General features: G+C 34.2%; 22 protein-coding genes and 1 pseudogene. 9 read left to right on the forward strand and 14 right to left on the reverse strand.

Going from position 1 to position 21,658, the window contains the following annotated elements:
• Positions 1–63: 63 nt before the first annotated feature.
• Both GJV85_RS08235 and GJV85_RS08240 read left to right on the forward strand, forming a co-directional pair.
• The gene (locus GJV85_RS08235) at positions 64–690 is read left to right on the forward strand and encodes a transglutaminase-like cysteine peptidase (protein ID WP_207560912.1); all 627 of its coding nucleotides are present in this window, start codon (positions 64–66) and stop codon (positions 688–690) included.
• Complete coding sequence (locus GJV85_RS08240; protein WP_207560913.1) at positions 687–2,609, forward strand: bifunctional diguanylate cyclase/phosphodiesterase; 1,923 nt, start codon at positions 687–689, stop codon at positions 2,607–2,609. The genes GJV85_RS08235 and GJV85_RS08240 overlap by 4 nt, the downstream gene beginning before the upstream one ends.
• Positions 2,610–2,616: 7 nt before the next feature.
• Here GJV85_RS08240 and GJV85_RS08245 read toward each other — a convergent pair whose 3' ends face one another.
• From GJV85_RS08245 to GJV85_RS13820, 4 genes and pseudogenes are all read right to left on the reverse strand, one after another.
• Complete coding sequence (locus GJV85_RS08245; protein ID WP_207560914.1) at positions 2,617–5,658, reverse strand: MutS-related protein; 3,042 nt, start codon at positions 5,656–5,658, stop codon at positions 2,617–2,619.
• 65 nt (positions 5,659–5,723) lie between these two features.
• Positions 5,724–6,200 carry a DnaJ domain-containing protein gene (locus GJV85_RS08250; protein WP_207560915.1) on the reverse strand — a complete coding sequence of 159 codons (477 nt, stop codon included), beginning with the start codon at positions 6,198–6,200 and terminating at the stop codon, positions 5,724–5,726.
• A 71-nt stretch (positions 6,201–6,271) separates the two neighbouring features.
• Positions 6,272–6,724, reverse strand: a complete 453-nt coding sequence (locus GJV85_RS13685; protein WP_430739172.1) for a CZB domain-containing protein — start codon at positions 6,722–6,724, stop codon at positions 6,272–6,274.
• Positions 6,701–7,390: pseudogene (locus GJV85_RS13820) on the reverse strand (methyl-accepting chemotaxis protein); the annotation flags it as partial. The gene GJV85_RS13685 and the pseudogene GJV85_RS13820, both read right to left, overlap by 24 nt.
• A gap of 125 nt (positions 7,391–7,515) precedes the next feature.
• Here GJV85_RS13820 and GJV85_RS08260 point away from each other — a divergent pair.
• Positions 7,516–8,214 carry an SIR2 family NAD-dependent protein deacylase gene (locus GJV85_RS08260; RefSeq protein ID WP_207560917.1) on the forward strand — a complete coding sequence of 233 codons (699 nt, stop codon included), beginning with the start codon at positions 7,516–7,518 and terminating at the stop codon, positions 8,212–8,214.
• Between the two features lie 10 nt (positions 8,215–8,224).
• On the opposite strand, the gene GJV85_RS08265 is transcribed toward GJV85_RS08260, so the two are convergent.
• From GJV85_RS08265 to GJV85_RS08295, 7 genes are all read right to left on the reverse strand, one after another.
• Positions 8,225–8,815 (reverse strand): pyridoxamine 5'-phosphate oxidase family protein, encoded by a 591-nt coding sequence (locus GJV85_RS08265; protein WP_207560918.1) that lies wholly within the window; start codon positions 8,813–8,815, stop codon positions 8,225–8,227.
• Positions 8,816–8,904: 89 nt separating this feature from the next.
• Positions 8,905–9,792: an NAD(P)H-dependent glycerol-3-phosphate dehydrogenase gene (locus GJV85_RS08270; RefSeq protein WP_207560919.1), complete on the reverse strand. Its 888-nt coding sequence runs from the start codon at positions 9,790–9,792 to the stop codon at positions 8,905–8,907.
• Positions 9,789–10,481, reverse strand: a complete 693-nt coding sequence (locus tag GJV85_RS08275; RefSeq protein WP_207560920.1) for an NAD-binding protein — start codon at positions 10,479–10,481, stop codon at positions 9,789–9,791. Before GJV85_RS08275 ends, GJV85_RS08270 begins: the two co-directional genes overlap by 4 nt.
• Positions 10,474–12,036 (reverse strand): ion transporter, encoded by a 1,563-nt coding sequence (locus tag GJV85_RS08280; protein WP_207560921.1) that lies wholly within the window; start codon positions 12,034–12,036, stop codon positions 10,474–10,476. Before GJV85_RS08280 ends, GJV85_RS08275 begins: the two co-directional genes overlap by 8 nt.
• Positions 12,037–12,042: 6 nt before the next feature.
• Positions 12,043–13,467 (reverse strand): Asp-tRNA(Asn)/Glu-tRNA(Gln) amidotransferase subunit GatB, encoded by a 1,425-nt coding sequence (gene gatB / locus GJV85_RS08285; RefSeq protein ID WP_207560922.1) that lies wholly within the window; start codon positions 13,465–13,467, stop codon positions 12,043–12,045.
• A gap of 63 nt (positions 13,468–13,530) precedes the next feature.
• Positions 13,531–13,794, reverse strand: coding sequence for a hypothetical protein (locus GJV85_RS08290; protein WP_207560923.1), 264 nt, complete (start codon positions 13,792–13,794; stop codon positions 13,531–13,533).
• Positions 13,795–13,805: 11 nt separating this feature from the next.
• Entirely contained in the window at positions 13,806–14,480 is a 675-nt protein-coding gene (locus tag GJV85_RS08295) for a F0F1 ATP synthase subunit A (RefSeq protein WP_207560924.1), read from the reverse strand.
• A 132-nt stretch (positions 14,481–14,612) separates the two neighbouring features.
• Here GJV85_RS08295 and GJV85_RS08300 point away from each other — a divergent pair, with 132 nt between their 5' ends.
• Entirely contained in the window at positions 14,613–15,200 is a 588-nt protein-coding gene (locus GJV85_RS08300) for a Tll0287-like domain-containing protein (protein ID WP_207560925.1), read from the forward strand.
• 15 nt (positions 15,201–15,215) lie between these two features.
• Here the strand turns inward: GJV85_RS08300 and rny are convergent, their stop codons facing one another.
• Positions 15,216–16,784 carry a ribonuclease Y gene (gene rny, locus GJV85_RS08305; protein WP_207560926.1) on the reverse strand — a complete coding sequence of 523 codons (1,569 nt, stop codon included), beginning with the start codon at positions 16,782–16,784 and terminating at the stop codon, positions 15,216–15,218.
• 3 nt (positions 16,785–16,787) lie between these two features.
• Entirely contained in the window at positions 16,788–17,360 is a 573-nt protein-coding gene (locus GJV85_RS08310; protein WP_207560927.1) for a 5-formyltetrahydrofolate cyclo-ligase, read from the reverse strand.
• Between the two features lie 123 nt (positions 17,361–17,483).
• Between GJV85_RS08310 and GJV85_RS08315 the strand changes: the two genes are divergently transcribed.
• The 5 genes from GJV85_RS08315 to acpS all read left to right on the forward strand — a co-directional run bounded on the left by GJV85_RS08315 (position 17,484) and on the right by acpS (position 21,402).
• Positions 17,484–18,047, forward strand: a complete 564-nt coding sequence (locus GJV85_RS08315; protein ID WP_207560928.1) for a TlpA family protein disulfide reductase — start codon at positions 17,484–17,486, stop codon at positions 18,045–18,047.
• Positions 18,048–18,932 (forward strand): signal recognition particle-docking protein FtsY, encoded by an 885-nt coding sequence (ftsY, locus tag GJV85_RS08320; RefSeq protein WP_207560929.1) that lies wholly within the window; start codon positions 18,048–18,050, stop codon positions 18,930–18,932.
• A gap of 89 nt (positions 18,933–19,021) precedes the next feature.
• A complete protein-coding gene (gene radA, locus GJV85_RS08325) occupies positions 19,022–20,368 on the forward strand; it encodes a DNA repair protein RadA (RefSeq protein ID WP_207560930.1) in 1,347 nt (448 codons plus the stop codon).
• Positions 20,369–20,464: 96 nt separating this feature from the next.
• Complete coding sequence (gene fliL, locus GJV85_RS08330; protein ID WP_207560931.1) at positions 20,465–21,016, forward strand: flagellar basal body-associated protein FliL; 552 nt, start codon at positions 20,465–20,467, stop codon at positions 21,014–21,016.
• 2 nt (positions 21,017–21,018) lie between these two features.
• Complete coding sequence (gene acpS, locus GJV85_RS08335; protein WP_207560932.1) at positions 21,019–21,402, forward strand: holo-ACP synthase; 384 nt, start codon at positions 21,019–21,021, stop codon at positions 21,400–21,402.
• On the opposite strand, the gene thiS is transcribed toward acpS, so the two are convergent.
• Complete coding sequence (gene thiS, locus GJV85_RS08340) at positions 21,370–21,570, reverse strand: sulfur carrier protein ThiS (RefSeq protein WP_207560933.1); 201 nt, start codon at positions 21,568–21,570, stop codon at positions 21,370–21,372. The two genes, acpS and thiS, sit on opposite strands and share 33 nt — an antisense overlap.
• Positions 21,571–21,658 lie beyond the last annotated feature (88 nt).

Here is a 21,658-nt window from a genome sequence, read left to right on the forward strand (position 1 = left end):
ACATAACAATAATACTTTGGTATTATATTTGACTAAATATTGAAGGTAAATAGGTAAAACAGAGTGCAAATACATAAGTTATTTTTATTTATTATTTTTATACTTATGCTTAAGCAAAACCTTTTTGCAGAGCTTATAACTCCAGAGCTTATCACTGATGCTGAGAAAAAATACAATAAATTTGCTAAAAACCGATTTATCTCCATAGACGAAAAACTCCTTAAAAAATTAAAAGATGAAGATGACATCAAAAAGCTAAACTTTGTTAACACTTGGGTCAATTACATAAAGTACAAAAGTGATAAAAAGCTTTATGGGGTTAATGACTACTGGGCTACTCTTTATGAATTCGTTGGAAAAAATGAAGGTGATTGTGAAGATTATACTATTGCAAAATATTACATACTTAAAGAGTTAGGGGTCAATCCAAAAAGGATGAAGTTCACCTATGTTATATATAAAGACAGAAAAGGCAAAAAAATATCTCACATGGTTTTATCCTATCTCAAAAAACCAAAACCAAAATCTAAAAAAGATATTTTAATTTTAGATAACAATAATAAAATGGTTTTACCAGCTTCAAAAAGACCCGACTTAGTAAAGGTTGTCAAAATGATGAATGGTGACACTGGAGCAAAATCTAAAAAATGGAAAAAACTCGAACTTGACATGAAAAGGAAAAAACTATGACACTCTATAAACAGATAGCGCTTATCACCTCGATGATTATTATTATATTGCTCTCTTCGGTAATGGTGATAAATTATCAATCAGCAAAGGATGATATGCTACAAAGCTTGTATGAGACAACTGTAAATAATATATCAACACTCACAAGTAAACTAGCAGAAGCTAGTGATGAGAGAGCACTTCTAGTGACAACAATAGACTCCGAGTTTGATAGTGGATACTATAAAATGATTCACTTTGAGTCCAATGATGGGAAAAGTGATTATAAACAGATAGACAATCATCCAATCGAGGGAGTTCCTTTATGGTTTATCAATTTTGCAAATATTGAACTTCAAACAGTTTCAGCAGATGTCTCCTCAGGATGGAGTATGATAGGTAGAGTACATGTTCAAGGCGATGTAGCTATTGTATATAAAGCACTTTATGAAACATTTACAAAACTATTTTATCTCTTTATAGTCTTCTTATCTGTGACATTAACTATACTAAGCTTTCTTCTGCGTTTAGTTCTAAAACCACTATATAGAATACAAAAACAGGCAGAAGCTATACTGAAAAATGAGTTTATCATTCAAGAAGAGATGCCATATACTACAGAGTTTAAAGATGTCGTTATGGGCATGAATGCTATGGTAAGAAAAGTTGAAGATATTTTTCACAAAGGAAATCAGGCGGCTCAAAGAAACAAAGAACTACTCTATAACGATCCAACTACAAAACTTTTCAATAGACGATACCTAATGCTCAAGCTTCCAGACTTAATCAAAGAAGAAAATAAGACCTATGGTGGAACCATCATCTTTATTGCTCTTAGTGGTGCTGAAGTTATCAACCAAGTTTTAGGTCGTCAAAAAGCGGATGAGATGTTTTTAGAGATAGCAAAAGACTTTAACGAAGTATATAAAATGTTTGACAGTAGAGTCGTAGCTCGTGTAAATGGCACTGAATTTACCCTTATGTTACCTGACTGTGAAGCGGACGAAGCATCTCAAAATGCTCAAAGAATCAATGAACACTTTAATAAGTTAATTGAGATAAATGCACTTGATCCTAAGAGTGTATATATTAACATAGGTCTCTATAGATACAAACCAACAGTTAATATAGGAGACTTACTTACAAGAGCAGATAACGCACTCTCTCGTGCTAAAGCATTTGAGGAGGACAATATCTGCCTTTATGAGGAAAAAGATGAAACAAATGCACTCGGAAAAGAGCAATGGAGAAGCATTATAGAAGAGTCAATCGAGAAAAATCACTTTAGTCTAAAATTTTGGCCAACACTCAATGCCAAAACTAAAAAAATCGACCATAAAGTAATGACTTTCACTATAGATGGAGGTGAAAATAAAAAGTACTTTTATGGTGACTTTATAGCGCCTGCGATTAATCTTGGACTTGTTTCTAAAATGTATATAGTAGCACTTCGTGATCTCATTACAACCAAACATGAAGAGATAGATGACTGTTTATGCTCAATTCGTCTCTCAAAAGAGTTTATCAATGATCCTAGCTCATATAATGAGTTGTCATCACTTTTTTCTCAGTATGCAAGAACTCTTAACTTTAAACTCTCATTTGAAGTCACAGATACATTTGCGATCAAAAATACAGAAGCCGTTGAAGCATTTGTAAGGCTTTTTGCTAAGTATGGTTTTGGTTTTGGAATAAACTCTTTTACTGGAGAGTCTAATGATTTTACATATCTAAAACAGCTCAACCCTGCATTTTTAAAAGCAGATACAGCTTTTTTACTTGACCAGTCACATGATTCTATGAGTGCGATTCAAATTATGACAGACTCCTTGGGTATAGAAATCATAGCGACGTTTGTTAGAACAAACGAGGAGTTAGAAGCTCTTCAAAAAATGCATATAAATAGTGTTCAAGGACCAGTTACAGATATGCTTCTGTAACTATTCTCTACCAATCATCTAAGACGAAACCTTTTGGTTCTTCGTCTGCTTCTTGGACATCAACATTTTCATTTATCTCTGGCTCTATCACTTTTTTCTCTTTAGGCTTACTCATCTGTTCTTCAAACTGAAGCTCTAGCCCTTTAGAAGTCATGATAAAACCATCAACTCTTATCTTTCCATCATGTATTAAGTGGTGATGCTCTTTACATAAAGGAACTAAATTATGCTTATTATCTTGATGGAAATGTCCAATAAAGCCAGCACCATCGGCAAGTGAACGCTGAGAGATATGGTGAACATCTTCTGCAATAGCACCACAGATAATACATTTTGTAACATAGAGGTCTTTGTTATACTTACTTGTCTTTTTCTTCACAAGCAGTTCTAACTCATCAAAATCATTTGATAAACGCTTACGGATTTTATTTGCCTCTTCTAAGAACTCATCATCCATATGAAGCGACTTTGCAAACTCTAAACCATATATGCTACTTCCACTGCCTTGTTGGAGCTTACGGTTAAAAATAAGTGCGTCTTTTTCTTCATCATACTCTACGCTTAGGTGCAGGTCCACTACGTTTTTAAGAGTCGTTATCTCTTTCATAGTTGAGAGTTGGTGCAGGTGCGTTGCAAAAAGAAAAAGACACCTAGTTTTTGCCAACTTTTTAATAGCGCTTGCGACTATCGCCACGCCTGATAGTGTTTCCGTTCCATGACTTATCTCATCTCCCAAGACTAAAGAGCGAACGGTTGAACGGTTAAAAATATTTTTAAGTTCAAGCATCTCAACAGCAAAGGTTGAAAGACCTTTAGCAAGGTTGTCTTTAGAGACAATACGAGTAAAGAGTGAATCAAAGATACTAAACTTCATAACAGCAGCGGAGACAAAAAATCCACTCTGAGCCATAAGTGTAGCTATCCCTATACTTTTCATAAGTGAAGATTTACCACTAGAGTTTATGCCATAGAGTAAAACACCATTTATCTCATGTCCATCATGAACGCTCACTTCAAGCATTACAGTATCTGGATGAGGCAGGTCCATATAGTCACGATTACCCATAACTATGTCATTGGGAACGTAAAGGCCACCTCTCTCTTGTATCTCAATGAGAGGATGACGAAGTTGCATTATCTGTATAAAGTTTTCATCACCTTTTGGCTCTACTATCATTGGACGGGAGTGTTTATAGAGTTGAGCCACCTTAGATGAGCTAACGCCAACGTCAAGGTCTGAGACATATGAGATAACTCTATCAAAAAGAAGTGCGTAACGGCGTTCATAAACACCCTGAAGCTGTATAAACCTATCTTTAACTAGCGTTACTATCTTTCTTCTGTTTTTCATTATCTTATCAGAGAGATCATCTGTAAAAGTAGAAGTTATTTTGACAGAGTTGGTAAGCTTTTTTACATTGTACTTTGAGAACTCTTCATCACTTTTAAATTCAGCTTCTATAAGTGAGTATCTATTTTTACTCAAAGAGATATAATAACCCTCTTTTTCCAAAAGTCCAAGAGTAACCAAACGACTAGAACTTCCCGCGTTTTGTGAGAGTAAAATACTTTCTATGCGTTTGATGATGTCCTCAAATGCTATGAGCATTACCGCGTTCTCTTTAACAAGAGTATCTATGGACTCATCAACGCCATTCATTAAGAAGTTCTCATCTACGGTCGCATTGGTAAAACGTCGTGATACGTCTAGATCTATGCTTTTGTTAATATCTCTTAAAAACTCTTCAACCTCACTCTCATGAAAAGGAGTCTTTTGAATCTTATGTTTTTTGACATACATCATCAATTCTTTAACGCTACTCATAGAGTCGTAAATGTGATTCATTTCAAATGGATGCAGGCGACCAAGATTCAACCTACGAGATAAACGCTCTAAATCATAAACGCCACGCATCATCTCATCTAAGTATCTCGTGTGCGAAGAGACTCTCTCTATGAGGTTATATCGGCGTTCAAGTTCCGCTTTTTCCATGATGGGATTAAGTAGACGCTCTTTTAGTAAACGCCGACCAATTGCAGTTGCACTTCTATCCATCATCTTTAGAAGCGTAAACTCTTGCCTATCTTTAGAGATGATACCCATCTGCTCTAACGCATTGTTTCCAAGATACATAAAACGGCGATTATCTATTAAACGCGGCATAGACATCTTTTGAACTATGTGATAATCATGCTCTATTACAAAATGAATTAAGATTGCAAGAGACTCTGTAATCATAGGGGAGCGTTCAAGGTCTAAATGCTCTATTGGCGAGAGAAGAGATTGTATCTGATAGACCTCTTTAAATAGCTCATTTTGAAAATCTATGCGAGGTCTTTGGTTATTGACAGAGTAGTGATAATGCTCAGGAATTTCGAGGTACTGCATCACATGGCGTTGCTCTTCTACCCCATCTAAAAACGTAATAACTATCTCACTTGTTTTATATACGTTTAAAAGGTTAAAAACTTCATCAAGTGCATATGATGGGTCTTCGCTTGTAGAGTGTGTCTCATAGAGCCAAGTCTTTCCAGTCGTTACGTCTATTGCCGAGTAGCCAACACTATAAACATCTCTATATTTATCTACAAGAATTGAGACTATGTAGTTATCATCATTATCTACTATATGGTCAAAATTTGTTCCTGGTGAGACTATTTGAGCGATATATCTACTTATCTTTGGTGGATTGCCTTTTTGTTTTACAACTATGATAGTATATTTTTGCTCTGAAATAAGGCGGCTTAAATAACGTTCAAATGAAACTGCAGGTACGCCCGCAAGAAGTGGATTTTTATCTGAGTTTTCAATGATGTTTTTATTTTTTTTAGTGAGTTGGATATTAAGTAGTTCAGCCATCTCTTTGGCTTTACCAATCTGCTCTTCATCGTTATTTACTTCATATACTTCAAAAAATGTGCCTATTTCCATAAACACTACAGTATCATTTCCGTATTTTTCTTCGAAATGTCTTTGTAAATCAAAATAAGTTTGCGTGAGAAGTTTGTCTTTGTTGTTTAAAATTTCACTTACGTCTGATGAGAGCATAGATATCCACTTATATTAATATATCGCGATTATAACATAACTAGATGTTTGTATATACTTTAGGACTAAGACCTAGCTGCTTTTATAGCACTATATGCTTCGTTGAGGCTTTTTGTTTTCTCTTCTGCTAGCTTAATCATGTGCTCAGGTAAATCTTTACTTGCTATAGAGTCATAATGATATGCTTTCATAAGTCGTCTGTAATTCTTTTTGATTACATCCATGCCATCTGTTTTACTTGACTCTAGGATTTCATAATATTTATCAAAATTATTTACACTTTGAGTGTATCCTCTGTTTGAGTGAGAACTTCCACCTTGTGAGTAACTTCCATATTTAAAACTTCTAGTACCACTAAAAGCCTGTTTCCCCATAACACTAAGACCAACAACTAAAAAGAAATTAAATGGGAAGAAGAGTATTCTAGGTGCAAAAACAAGAAGAAGTATACCTATGATGATACTTCCAAAACAAAATCCCAGCCACATCACTTCAAGAAAAATACCTAAAGCTATCAGCAAAAAGCCTACAAATTTTTTCATATACCCTCGTACTCTTTATTTTTACTAGTATAGCAAAAGATATTAACTACAAAGAATACGAGTTTAAAAATCTACTTTTTATGTCTTAAAACTTTTTCTTCACTAAGCATCGAATTGAGAGTTTGTACAACTTGTTTTGAAGCATCTTCTGCCGCATCAAAGTAAGTCATAACATTTTGAGACTCTTGAGTACATGTCCCATTATTTACACAATCTATCGCTTTTTTGATGTTATCATGTACAGCTTTATGTGGTAAAGCCATCTTAGCATAGCTAGCACACTTACTAAATGCATCTTTTCCATTACCTTCAAAGTACCACTTACCGAGTCTGCACTCATTATCTGTTACGAATTCATCAGTTGATTTTCCTGAGAAAACAGTTTTGTACCCATTTGCTTTAAATAAAAGATGATCTAGCTTAACTAAAACCATAAACACTGCATTTGTAACATCCTTAGTCTCTTGAGAAATCATTATAGAGTTTTGAGAAAGAATCACCATTTTTTCTTCAAATATATCCATTTGTTCATTGGAACTTTGAGAGAGTCTCTCCATAGCTTGAGAGTGTTCATGTACCTCTTGAGTGTTTTGCTTTAATGAAGAGACTGATATTTCAACTTCACTAGTTGCTTTTTGTGTTCTCTCAGCAAGCTTTCTTACTTCATCAGCAACAACAGCAAATCCACGTCCATGCTCACCTGCACGTGCCGCTTCTATAGCTGCATTTAATGCTAGTAAATTTGTCTGGTCAGATATATCTTTAATAAGCATAATAACATCAGAAATACTATCTACATTTGTATTTAAAGTATTAACCTGCTCATAAGTACTTGATATATGTTCAAGTAGCAAGCTCATAGTTTCAGAAAGTTCACTTATACCTGATGAAAAGTCATGAGTATGTTCATCATTTTCATGATTTCTATCTTCTATTTCATTTAAAGAGTTTAAGTTACTTTCTAAATCATCTTTAATGATATTAAGGTCCCTACCACAACCAGTTGTTAAGCCTTTGGTAAGTGAACGAATAAGATTATTCATAACTTCGCTATTCTCTTTAGTAAGAAGTTCTTCTTGAAGTTGCATATTTTTTTCTTTTAGTGCATCTATTTCAAGCCTTAGAATTGCATTGTCTTTTGTAACTAGATTTAACTCATCTTCAATTTTTTTACTTTTAGAAAAAAACATCTTATTTATCCTTATATATCAATGTGATAATAATATAATAACATAATTCAATATATAGACAGCAATATAACATATAAAATTTAATAGGTATTTTGTGATAAAATTTACTCATTAAAGGAGTTGCAATGGCAAAAGTAATCATATTTTCAGGTGCTGGTATAAGTGCTGAGAGTGGAATATCTACATTTAGAGATAGTGATGGGCTCTGGGAGAACTACAAGATAGAAGATATTTGTAGTGCAGGATGTTTAGATTTCAACTATCAGGAGACCATAGACTTTTATGATAAACGCAGAGAAGATATTTCAGATAAAAAACCAAATAGAGCTCATTTAGAGATAAAAAAACTGTATGATAAGTACCCTACTAAGATAAAACTAATCACACAAAATGTTGATGACATGTTTGAGAAAGCTGGATGTAAAAATGTACTTCATCTCCATGGGTTTGTTAGAGAAGTATGGTGTGAAAAGTGTGGGTTTCTCGATGACATAGGCTATGATAAACTTAAGGATACTTATGACTCATGCCCCGAGTGCCATAACAAACTCCGTCCTAATGTCGTATTTTTTGGAGAAGCAGCTCCAAAATATCAAGATCTCTATGATGAGTTAAATGATTGTGAAGCATTTATAGTTATAGGAACAAGTGGTAATGTCATTAACACAGATATGTTTCTATCTAATGCTATAAAGCTATCAATACTAAACAACCTTGAAGAGAGTGCCGCAATAAATGACAATCTCTATTCAAAAGTACTCTATAAAAAAGCTACTGAGGCTATTGATGAGATAGTTATTGATATTGAGAATTTTTTGAATTAAAAATCTTATTTCACAGAAGCTTGAAGAAATCTATTGGACGAGATTTTTCATCTTCTGAGTTGTCTTCATTTTTCTTCAAGATGGGAATATTTCTTGAGCAATGTATATATGCTTCTTCCACAAAGACAAGCGTCCAAAATGATACTTTTTGTTTTAAGGTAGGTAACTTTACATTTGATTTTATTTTATCTATAAAAGACAAAACTTCTTCTTCATTTAGCTGCTTTGCTTTTCCATTAACATGCAAACCTACTTTATTTTCAAAAAAATCTATAAACAGCATACCTATATGTGGGTTTTCCGATATATTTCCTAAAGAGGCCAAGACACCATTGCCTTTGAAGTCTGGATAGATAATATGTTTTTCATCAAGGACAATAACAAAGCCAGCTTCGCCAGAGCGAAAAGAGCTATCACACTCACCATTTTTGTCTGAAGTGGCAAGAAAAACCATCTCTTGTTTAGAAATAAACTCTTTCATGTGGGGTGCGATATAGTCTAGCATTTGTCTATTGTAAAAATCTTCTGCTTTATCTTGTGTATTAAATTTTTCTTGCATCATATGTTCGCCAGCCGAACCAGGTAGTTTATTCTTATCCATTCTATTCCTTACTCTAATATATAAATTGGAAGAGAATAGTAATATGTTTATCTTAATATACTAGAAAATTAATCTTTTAGATAGTTTAATTAACTTGAAAGTAAATCTCTTAAAGACTCTTGAGGATTTTTACCTTCAAGCATTGCATAAACTTCTTTTGCTATAGGAAGGTACAAATCTTTATTTTGAGCTATTCTATGAAGGGCATAAGAGGTTCCAATACCTTCTGCTACTTCTCCTAACTCTTTCATTATTTCATCTTGCGTTTTACCTTTAGCAAGCCCAAGTCCAACACGGAAGTTTCTACTCATAGTGGAAGATGCTGTTAAAAATAAATCTCCCGCACCGCTAAGACCTACAAAACTATCATCTTTAGCCCCATATACTTTACCAAAACGCTGCATCTCTACAAGACCGCGAGATATTAACGCAGCTGCTGCATTTTTACCAAGTCCTAAACCTTCACATATCCCAGCAGCAATCGCAATAACATTTTTATATGCACCTGAGACCTCTGCACCAATAACGTCTTTTGAAGTATAAGCTTTTATAAAAGGAGGAAAAAGTGCTGCAAATTCTGAACTTAAAGTCTCATTTAAAGAGTTAACAACAAGTGCTGTTGGAAGAGACTGAATCACTTCAGCTGCAAATGATGGACCTGAGAGAAAGGCTATATTTTCATCTGGAATATGCTTTTTATATATATCATTTAAAAATCTACCACTTGATGCCTCTATACCTTTTGAAGCAACTAAAACTTTTTGTCCACTAAAGATAAAGTTCTCTTCTAACCACCGTGCAACTTCCTGTGCAGGAACGGTAATAATGAGATACTCACACTTTAAAATCTCTTCTAAAGGTAAAAAATTATCCACATCTCTTGGTGTTCTAGATGTAATGTATACTTCATTATTAATCCCAAATGCATAAGCTAGAGCACTTCCCCATTTCCCAGCTCCTATAACGCCTACTTTCATTCTCTATTCCTTATGTACTTTCTAAATTCTTGAATATCATTTTTATAGCCAACTACAACAAGAGTGTCACCACTTGTTAATATATGGTTTTTAGCCTTGGAAGAATAAATAAACTCGCTCTTCATATCCTCATGCATTAGAGATAAGACTATTATCCCCTTATATCTACTCCAGTCAATACTTAAAATCTCTTCATCTTTTATATTACAATGCTCATCAATTTTAATCTGTGCTATTTTTAAATCATTCTCCTCAAAGAGGATACTATGTAAAACTTTATTTGAAATAGGTAATTGTAAAATATTGGTAATAATATCAGCTGTAGTCTCAACAACTGGAATAACTTTATTAGCACCCGCTAGACTTAATTTAGTTGCATTTTCTTTATTTGATGCAATAGCGATGATGCTCAATTTTGGAAAATACTCTCTCAAAGAGATTGTTAAAAAAATATTTTCTGCACTATCCGCTAAAACACAAAAGACTACCGAACTTTCCGTGTCTATACTATTTTCAATGCTCGACCAATCGTCACTTAAGTCAAAATACTCCGCGTCATATGTTTCATCTTCCAAATCATTTTTATTATTTGAATAAAGAAATACTTCTTGATATGTATCTTTTACATTTTGAACTATCTCAAATGCATACTTGTTAAATCCAAAAATAAGTGCTGATTTTTTATCCATTTTTGGCCTTTGTATCAAGATGATTTTCAAACTCTTTGATAAAAACATCGTAACCAATAGCTATAATATAATCACCAACTTCTAAAAATGTGCTATCTATTGGGTTGAATAAAAACCTATCACTAGTGTGTTTATATACTCCTAGAATAATAACTCTAAAGTTTTTATTGCCAAACTCTCCAACAATAGGATAATTCTCTACAATTCTTTCTGTAACTGCTATTTCAGCTATATTTACATTGTTACTTTCACTTCTAAGTTCATGAATCACTTCAAATGCAACAGGTTTACCTATAAACTCCTTAGTCATTAGACCTACAAGTTCTTGAGGATATACTAAGTTGTTTATTCCTGCAAAGAGTAGCTTTTTACGATTTACATCATTTATAAGCAGCGAGAGTATAAAGATATCTTTATCTAAAGAGCGTACAGTTAATGCCGTATAAACATTTTGAACATCATCTTCTCGTAAACATAAAATCGCTTTTACTTGCTTCTTAATATCTATGTTTAACTTTTTATAACTTTCAATACTTCCTGGGTCATAAGGTAGAACCGTTAAACCATCATTTCTTGCATTTTCAATCCTTAGAGGATCTATATCTAGGACTATAATATCACTATCTTGTAGCAATAGCTTACGTGTCACTTCTTTAGCAACGCTCTCATACCCACATACAAGATAAAATCTTTTTAATTTATTAATATCCTCTATTGTTTTCACTTCTTTAATTTCATCAAGCTTTTCCGTAAATGCCGAAACAACTAAAGAGGTCGTAAATGCCAATACTGCTATACCTGCAGTAATTACAAGCATAGCTACTACTCTACCCTCAGTCGTTACAGGAGTAACATCTCCATACCCAACAGTAGATATAGTAACGATAGACCAATAGACAGCTTCAAATAGTGTATTTATTGCCGAAGACGTATTGTTGGCTTCCATAACATAGATTAAAATAGAAGAGACAAATATAACAATGGAAGCAAAAACCCCTAATGTAATAAATTCAAATTTTTTACTCTGCAATACACCAATAAGCATTTGAAAACTTCTAGCATAACGAAAGAGTTTAAAAATACGAAAAAGTATAAAAACGCGAAGTAGTCTTAACTCATGGAAAAATGGAAGGACAGCAAGTAAATCAATAATGGCTCTAATAGAAAAAATATATTTTAATTTTACATATAAGATTTTTTTTAAGACTTTAAAAAGGCTTAAATCTTGAGATAGAAAAGAGTTATGATCAGCTTGTTGTACTATTATACTTGTTACACTACTGTTAATCCAAAGTCTCAAGATATACTCAATAAAAAATATAATCGAAACGACATAACTACTAAAAAATCTAAGGTAATCAGGCACTTCATGCTTCACTTCTCTTATTAGCACAGCTACGCTAATAAAAATAAGTGTAACCATAAATATGTCTACATATTTTTTATATTTATATTGATTGTTTTCAAGAAGATTATAGAAAAAAACTTTCTTTGCCTGATAAGCTTTAGATGTTTGTAAGTAGTATGCTCCATCTATAATCAGGCGTTTTATCATAAGTGTTTAACCTAGTTTTGCTTTTAAAAGCTCATTTACTGCTTGAGGATTTGCACTTCCCTGACTTGCTTTCATTACTTGTCCAACAAAAAAGCCAAAGAGTTTATCTTTACCACCCTTATATTGCTCAACTTTTTCAGGATTCGCCGCGATTATTTCATCACAGATAGCTTCAATAGCACCCGTGTCAGTCACTTGCTTTAATCCTAAAGTATCGATAGCACTATCTACATCTATATCATGTTCCATTAAGTAGTCAAGTACTTCTTTTGCCGCTTTACCACTCACTGTTTGATCTTCTATGCGAGAGACTAAAGTCCCTAGTTTCTCCGCATCTACAGGAGAGTTACTAATAGTCAACTCTCCCTTTAAGCGTGCAAGTAGCTCAACTGTTAGCCATGTAGTAGCATTTTTACCACTAATACCTTTAGCCATCATAGTTTCAAAAAAGTGTGCCATTTCAACAGAAGACGTAATTACCCCTGCGTTATACTCGTTAAGTCCAAACTCTTCTACAAATCTATCACGTTTTGCATCTGGAAGTTCAGGAATTTGTGAATACTTTTCAAACATTTCATCTGTCACGACAGCTTTTAGAAGATCTGGCTCTGGAAAATATCTATAATCAGCAGCTTCTTCTTTACCACGCATTGAACGAGTCTCATTTTTTTCTTGGTCATATAGACGAGTCTCTTGAGAGATCTCTTCATCATAAACGCCATCTTCCCAAGCTTCGCTCTGACGAGCCACTTCAACTGCAATAGCTTTTTCAATGAACTTAAATGAGTTAATGTTTTTAACTTCAACACGAGTATAAAGCTTCTCATCTCCCTTAGGACGGATAGAAACATTTACATCTACACGAAAAGAACCCTCTTGCATATTAGCATCACCAATATCCAAATAGCGAATAATTGAGTGAAGTTTTTTAAGATATAAAACAGCTTCTTCGGCACTTCTCATATCTGGTTGAGTTACTATCTCAAGAAGAGGCGTTCCTGCACGGTTCAAATCAACTTTAGAGATATCTCCCTCGTGAATATTTTTTCCAGCATCAGCTTCTATATGAGCAAACCCAACGCGAATAGTTTTTTTTGAACCATCTTCAAAGTTTATATCTAAAGTACCATTTTGTATTACTGGAGTATAAAACTGTGTGATTTGATATGCAGTAGGACTATCTGGATAAAAGTATGATTTACGATCAAAGTAAGAGGTACGATTTACAGTAGCGCCTAGAGCGGTACCAAGCATAACAGCTTTTTGTAAAACCTCTTGATTTAAAACTGGAAGTGCTCCCGGCAGAGCTAAACAAGTTGGACATGTATTTGTATTTTGCTTATGATTAAAACTCGTAGCACACGAGCAAAAAAGTTTAGTTTTTGTATTTAATTGAACATGGACTTCAAGACCGATAACTACTTCAAACATAGATTTCCTTATAATTAAAAAATATTAATTATCTATTTTATCTAAAGAAAGCTTTAAAATCTGTTATTTAGTATGCTTAGAGTAAATCTTTTGAAGAAGTTCTGTCTGTTTTTTTGACTCTGCTAATCTTTGTTTGTTTACAGAAAAAGCATCAAGTGCGAGAATAAGAAAGAGTGAGATGATAATAAAAAATATAGTAAAGAAAATCGCACTAGAGAGACCAAATAAAATAGAAACTTGAAATGTGAGAAGAGCACCAAAAAGGACAATAGCCCACGATGCTCCTTGCAAAAAGCTTATGATTCTATCATAAATATCTTTTCGCAAAACTACTAAGCCTAGTGGTCGTCAACAGCTACTGCACCACCAAGGTAAACATATGTAAGCATCATGAAAATGAAAGCTTGCAGGAATGCCATGAATGTTAAAAGTGCAAATGGAATCATTGGTAATAACCAAGGAGCTAGCATAAGAATTACCATTAAGAACATATCATCACCCTTTACATTTCCAAATAAACGGAAAGATAAAGATACTAAACGTGAGAAGTGAGAAACGATTTCAATTGGAAACATTAACCAGTATAACCACCAAACTGGACCTAAAAAGTGCTTGAAGTACTTAACTACACCTTGACGACGGATACCTTCAAAATTATAGTAAACAAATACAACAAGAGCAAGAGTTAAAGGCATCTCTAAAAATGCAGTTGGAGCTTCAAAACCCGGAACAACACCAATTAAGTTAGCGATTCCTACAAATAGACCAATAGTTGCTACAAGGGGAAGGTAACGGCTAGCAGCCTCTTTTCCCATAACATCTGTTCCCATTTGTAAAACACCACCAATATATGCTTCCATTACATTTTGTGTTCCCTTAGGAACAATCTGTAGGTTAGACATAGCCATTCTTACTATAAGTAACGCGATACCTGCTGATAGCAACATGTGAGTGATGTAGATAAAAGTCTTGTCATGTGTAACAAGTCCGAAAAATGTAAACAATTCTGGCATAGAATAGCTCCCTGTCTGAAAATAAATTACGAGATTATAGTCAAAGTTGCATTAAATTATTCTAAGTTTTGTATAATTGCAAATGAAGATTTATAAATTAGACTTTTAAAACAACTCAAAATAGGAACGAAAATGAAAATTATAAAATATATCACATCTATAAGCTTAACAGCAAGTATACTTTTAGCAGCACCAGTAAACAAACAAGAAGAAGAGATGAAGAGTGTAATTGAACTGGGAGATAAAGGTTCAATGATGCTTGCAAGCACTCTAATGAAAAAAATGAAAAAGAAGATAAAAGGCGATAAAGTGATGCAAGCTTTTGAGTTTTGCTCAAACGAAGCATATACTCTTACAGAAAGTGTAAATAAAAAACTTCCAAATGGAGTGAAAGTAAAAAGAGTTAGCAGTAAGTTTAGAAGTCCCGCAAACGCTCCCTTAGAAAATGAGCAAAAGATACTCGATGCAATAGAGAATTTAAAAGAAGCTAATCTTATTTTACCAGAGTACTTTATAGAAAAGATAGATAATCATACTTACAACTACTATAAACCTTTACTTATCAATAATAAAGCCTGTTTAAAATGTCATGGAACACTTAAGGACATAGAGGTCAAGCGTGCTATTAGTCAGAGATACCCTATTGATAATGCTGTAGGCTATGAGATGGGTGACTTAAGAGGGGCAATAATAGTTACTATAGATAAATCTGTAAAATAAAAAAGTATAGAGTTGCTATTTAGCAAACTCTATAGCTCTACTCTCACGGATTACATTAACTTTTATTTCGCCAGGGTACTGAACTTTTTCTTCTATCTCTTTAGCTATCTCTTTAGCCATTAAAACAGATTCATCATCATTTACAAGAGTTGCGTTTACGATAACTCTTACTTCACGCCCTGCGTTTATCGCATAAGATTGTTTAACGCCACTGTGAGAAGACGCTATATCTTCTATCTCAGTAACACGCTTTAAAAAACTCTCTAGTACTTCGCGTCTTGCACCTGGACGAGCTGCAGAGAGAGCATCTGCCGCACATACAGCACCACACTCTATTGAGTTTATCTCTTGTTGCCCGTGGTGTGCATATATTGCGTTAATAACTACTTCATCCTCATTATATCGATTACATATATCTGCACCTAAATCAACATGATTTCCATCATGGTCATGAGTGAGTGCTTTACCGATATCGTGTAGTAATCCTGCACGTTTTGCCAACTTTGCATTTCCACCCATTTCAGATGCCATAATACCAGCTAAATGAGCTACTTCTAAGGTATGTGCAAGTGCATTTTGACCATAACTAGCACGATAACGTAGTCTACCAATAAGTCTCATCAGGTCAGGATGCATCGAGCCAACTTCCATCTGAGCTACTAGTTCTTCACCTTCTGAGAGTATCTTTGACTCAAACTCGGTAGAAACTTTGTTATATATCTCTTCTATGCGAGCAGGTTGAATCCTTCCATCTTCGATTAGTAGTTGTAAAGTTTTAGTTGCGATTGCTCGTCTATAGAGGTTAAAACTACTCACCAAAATTGCATTTGGCGTATCATCAATAATGATATCAACACCCATTAAAACTTCTAAGGCTTTGATATTTCGTCCCTCTTTTCCAATGATTCTGCCTTTAAGCTCATCATTATCCAAGTGTACTAAATTTGTTAAACGCTCAGATGCAAACTCACCAGCAAAACGACTTGTAGCCTGAGCTAAAATATAGTTTGCCTTTTTTTCTGCTTCTTCTTTTGCTTGACTCTCACACTTTCTAACTATGTGGGCAATATCACCGCGGGCTTTCTCTTCTACCTTCTCTAAAAGTAGAGTTTTTCCCTCTTCTTGTGTCATACCTGCAACATGTTCTATTACATGAAGTGCTTCATCTATCTTTTTTTCATATCTCTCTTTAAGTTGGGAGAGGGATTTTTCATTTCTCTTTAAATTAATCTCTTTTGCATTTATCACATTTTGCGCGGCTTGAATCTTTTCATCTTCACTCTGCTTATACCGGCTGAAACTCTGCTCTTTTTTTATAAGCTCATCTTCTCTTTGACTCAGATCAGCTTTAGCTCTCTCTTTGGCACTATCAAACTCTTTTTGTGCTTCAAGCTCAATTCCACGTGATTTTAAGTGAGCACGTTCAAGTAGAGTCTGTGACTCATTGTCTATAGCTTTTGCTTTAGCCTTTGCCTGTTCTAGATAGATATCAAAATTTGCACTAGTGATTTTTTTAGAGATGAAAAAACCGATAACCCCACTCACTGTAGCTATTGAGCCACCAAGTAGTATTTCGTTAAACATCTTTTATTTCCTATTTTTTTCTCTTATAACTTTAGTAATAGTTTTACTTGGCGTTAGAAGTAAATCACAAGCAACATCATAGTCGTCGCAAATATGTTCTTTTGTGTAACAAAATTCTAGTTGTGTAAAAATTATATATGGTCTCTTTTTCAATTTATCAAAGAAACGGTCATACATCCCTTTTCCAAAACCAACTCTTTGTAAATTACCATCAACACCAACCGTTGGAACTATAGCTATATCAATTTTATTTATATTTCTATTTGTATTACCAGCTTCAAAAATGTTAAATTTCTTTTTTTTAAGTGGTAATCTAAATGGTACCATCTTAAAACTTTCGCCTTCCATAAACGGAATATAAATCTCATTTCTTTTTCTTAGGTAGTTTAAAATCTTCAAAATATTGACCTCAAATGCCAGTGGATAATAAAAAAGAATCTTCCTGTTTCTCTTTGTTTTAAGAGCTTTTAATAATTTTTTATTCATTAAAGAGGTTTTATATAGTTTATTATGTTTAGAAGAATTTCTAATTTTTTTTAAAGATATTTCTCTAAATTTACTCTTGGTCATACTCATGTTAAATCTTTATGGATATAATTTCAGCGATATTTACAAACTATCTGTTTTTTGTTTGACGTACACTGACTTTTCTCATTTTACACAAATAAAATAAAATAATTAACACAAAGGTCTCAACTTATGTCAAAAATTTCAATTTTATCCGCTCTCATATCTCTCTCATTACTCTTTAGTTCATGTACAAAAGAAAAAGAAGTTGTTGAAGAAGAAGCAAATACGATACTATCAACTAATGAGTATGTACTTACAGGTCTTGATAACAAGCAGTACGTTGTCAAAAAAGAAGCAAATGGTTATGTAGTTGATGGAGCAAAAGGTAAGGTTATCATCTTAGATATATTTGCAACATGGTGTCCACCGTGTAAAGCAGAAGCGTCTCATCTTACTTCATTACAAAATAAATATAAAGATAATCTTTTAATATTAGGCCTAACCATAGAAGATGGCATTCCAAATGAAAAATTGCAAGAGTTTAGAAAGAATTATGATGCTAATTATGTACTTGTAAACTCCTCTGAGAACCGTCGTCTAATTGAAAGTGTAGCAACAGAGTTGAAAGTTGGTAGAAGTTTTGGAATCCCTCTTATGGCTATGTATAAAGATGCAAAACTCGTAAACTATTATCAAGGAGCTACAGAAGAGGAGTTCATTGAGAGTGATATTAAAAAAGCTCTGGGAAAATAGATGTTTGGTTTTATAAAGAAATCCCTTAATAAAACCGTTGAAGCTATCAAAACGGTAGCTCCAAAGAAAAAAGTCACATTTACAAAAGATGAATTAGAAAATATTTTACTAGAAGCTGATGTAGAGTACGATTTAGTTGAAATTATCATCAATGAAATATATCAAGATAAAGTAACAAGAGAAATACTACGTTCTAAACTTCTTGCGACACTTGCCTACACTACTTACAAAGAGCCAGAATTTACAGCCCCTTTTGTTGAACTGATAGTAGGAGTTAACGGTGCAGGAAAAACGACTACCATTTCAAAACTTGCAAACAAGTACAAAAGTGAAGGTAAGTCCGTTGTTTTGGGAGCCGGAGACACTTTTCGCGCTGCAGCGATTGAGCAACTTACCCTTTGGGCAAAAATACTTGACATCCCCATCATAGCTTCTAAACAAGGTCATGATAGTTCAGCCGTTGCATATGACACGATAGACTCTGCAAAAAGCAAAGGGTATGATAATGTAATCATTGATACTGCTGGAAGACTTCACACACAAACAAACCTTGCAAACGAACTCATTAAAATCAATCGCATCTGTGATAAAGCACATCCTGGCTCACCTCATAGAACTGTATTAATTATAGACGGGACACAAGGTAACTCCGCTATTGCTCAAGCAAAAGCCTTTAATGAGATGATAGGTATAGATGGCATAATCATTACAAAACTTGATGGAACTGCAAAAGGTGGAAGTATTTTTAGTATCGCGTATGCACTTGAACTCCCCATCATATATGTAGGAACGGGAGAGCAACCAGAAGACTTAACGCCATTTGACAAGTATGAGTTTGTTGATGGCTTACTTGACGCAATCTTTGTAGAAGAAGAATCAGACTAATATCTTTCAAATATGACGCTTTGTCATATTTAAACTCCTCAAACTCTTTTTACACTAAAATACTCTAGAATTTAAATAAGGCAATATTTATGGCTAAGAAAAAAATACTATTTGAGTGTCAGCATTGTGGACTTACAACACCAAAATGGATGGGGAAATGTACAAACTGTGGTGCTTGGGACTCATTTGTTGAACTGAGTGAGCATCAACAAGAGGTAGTAAAACAGACTAAATCCTCTGCATCAGCTGGTTCAAAAGCCTTAAGTATAAATGAGATTCATGAAGAAGAGGTTTATAGGTTTACATCACTAGACCCTGAACTTGATAGCGTTTTAGGTGGTGGAGTAGTTCCAGGCTCACTTACTCTCATAGGTGGAAGTCCCGGCGTAGGAAAGTCTACCCTACTCTTAAAGGTTGGCTCAAACATAGCCTCTTTAGGCAAAAATGTGCTCTATGTCACAGGGGAAGAGTCAGCTGGGCAGATAAAACTTCGCGCTAACAGACTAAAATCAAATGAAGATAAACTATACCTCTTAAGTGAGATTCGTCTTGAGCAAATTCTCGTTGAACTTGAACATAGAGAGTATGAATTCATTATCATTGACTCTATTCAAACAATCTACTCAGAAAACATAGCCTCAGCCCCTGGATCGGTAACGCAGGTCAGACAGATAACTTTTGAACTTATGCGCATAGCTAAAGAGAAAGATATCGCTATATTTATCATTGGTCATATCACTAAAGAGGGCTCTATTGCTGGGCCTAGAGTACTTGAACACATGGTTGACACTGTGCTCTATTTTGAAGGTGATTCATCTCAAGAGTTAAGAATACTAAGAGGGTTTAAAAATCGCTTTGGGACGACAAGCGAAATAGGTGTTTTTGAGATGAGAGCTGAAGGCTTAGTCTCTGCCACAGACATCGCATCGCGCTTCTTTAACCGTGACTCGCAACAGAGTGGCTCAGCTCTTACTGTAGTCATGGAAGGTTCTCGTCCTATCATCCTTGAAGTCCAAGCACTTGTCTCAGAATCGCATACGAGTAACTCTAAACGCCAAGCTACGGGATTTGACAACAATAGACTAAATATGCTCTTAGCTCTACTAGAGCGTAAACTCGAGATACCTCTTTCTGGTTATGACGTATTTATAAACATAACAGGTGGAATAAAAATCACTGAAACAGCTGCAGACCTAGCAATACTTGCAGCTATCATTAGTAGTTTTAGAGATAGAGCAATCTCCAAAGAGACGATATTTATAGGTGAAGTTTCACTTGTCGGTGATGTAAGAGAGGTTTATGCACTTGATACAAGATTAAAAGAAGCCTCTATGCAAAATATAACTAAAGCTTTAGTCGCAAAAAAACCATTAGAAAAAAGTACAATAAAGACTTTTGTTGTGGATGAAGTAACAAAACTTTTAGAATGGTATTAATTTTACGACTTAAAGAGTTAACAAACTAAATTACAATTTATTATTTTCATAAATTTTGATATACTAACAAAAATACAACTTCAAGGAAGTACAAAAATGGCTGAAGAAGAGACAACAGAAGAGAGTGCTGCACCAGCAGAGAAAAAATCAAACATGCTGATGATAATAATCATCGTTGTTTTATTTCTAATAATTATTATTGGTGCAGTAGTTGGATTCTTACTCATGGGTGATGATGCAGAGCCTGTAGATAACACTCCCCAAAAGAAAGAGAGAAGTGCTCCTAAAAAAAGAGTTATGAACAGTTCAACTGATTCTTATGATGATATGAGACAACTCAGTGACATAGGAATTCTTTATCCACTAGATACTTTTACTGTAAACCTTAAAAGTGATGCGGGTAGAAGATACCTAAAAGTCACTCTTTCACTTGAGCTTGAAGGTGAAGAGTTAAGTCTTGAGTTAGACGCAAAATCACCAGTTCTTAGAGACAGAATTATTAGAATATTAACTTCAAAAACTCTTGAAGAGATATCATCTAAAAAAGGAAAACAAAAAGTTTCTCAACAAATCATGGACACACTTAACGCTATGATTAAAGATGGAACTATACAAGGTATCTATTTTACTGAGTTTGTTATTCAGTAAATATGATAGGCATTGACCTCATAAAAACTTCTCGTATGAATCGCTTAATGGAGCGATTTGGTGAGAAGGGACTTCTTAAATTTTTATCTTCCGATGAAATCTCACTTGTAAAAAACTATAAAACTGCTGCTGGATTTTGGGCTATAAAAGAGGCTCTTTCAAAAGCTATTGGGACTGGAATCGGGAGAGATTGCTCATTTCATGACATTCGTATCTATAAAACGGACTTGGGAGCGCCTAAACTTGCTCTATCATCAAAAGTAATTGAGAAGTTTGGCATTGTAGACGTAAGCATATCAATCACTCACGATGGAGAGTATGCCATAGGTGTGGTAGCTCTAGAGACTATAAAATCATCCGCCACCAACAAAATCAAGCAGTTCTAACTTATCACCATCATTAAGCTCATGCTTAGACCAAGTATCTTGCTTAACAATATCCATATTTACAGCTGCAGCCATCACCTTTCCCTCTAATGACAATGCTTGAAGTAGTTGAAGGATTGTAGTTCCTAGTGGAAAATCTTTATCTTGACCATTTACTATTATATTCATATTCTCTCTTTTAGTATTACATTTATTCTTCTAATTGTATCTTGATAAGTTAAAAAATATATCAAATCTTCAGATTGATATATAAAAT

Origin of the sequence: Sulfurimonas aquatica (assembly GCF_017357825.1) — a bacterium.
Taxonomy (GTDB): Bacteria; Campylobacterota; Campylobacteria; order Campylobacterales; family Sulfurimonadaceae; genus Sulfurimonas; species Sulfurimonas aquatica.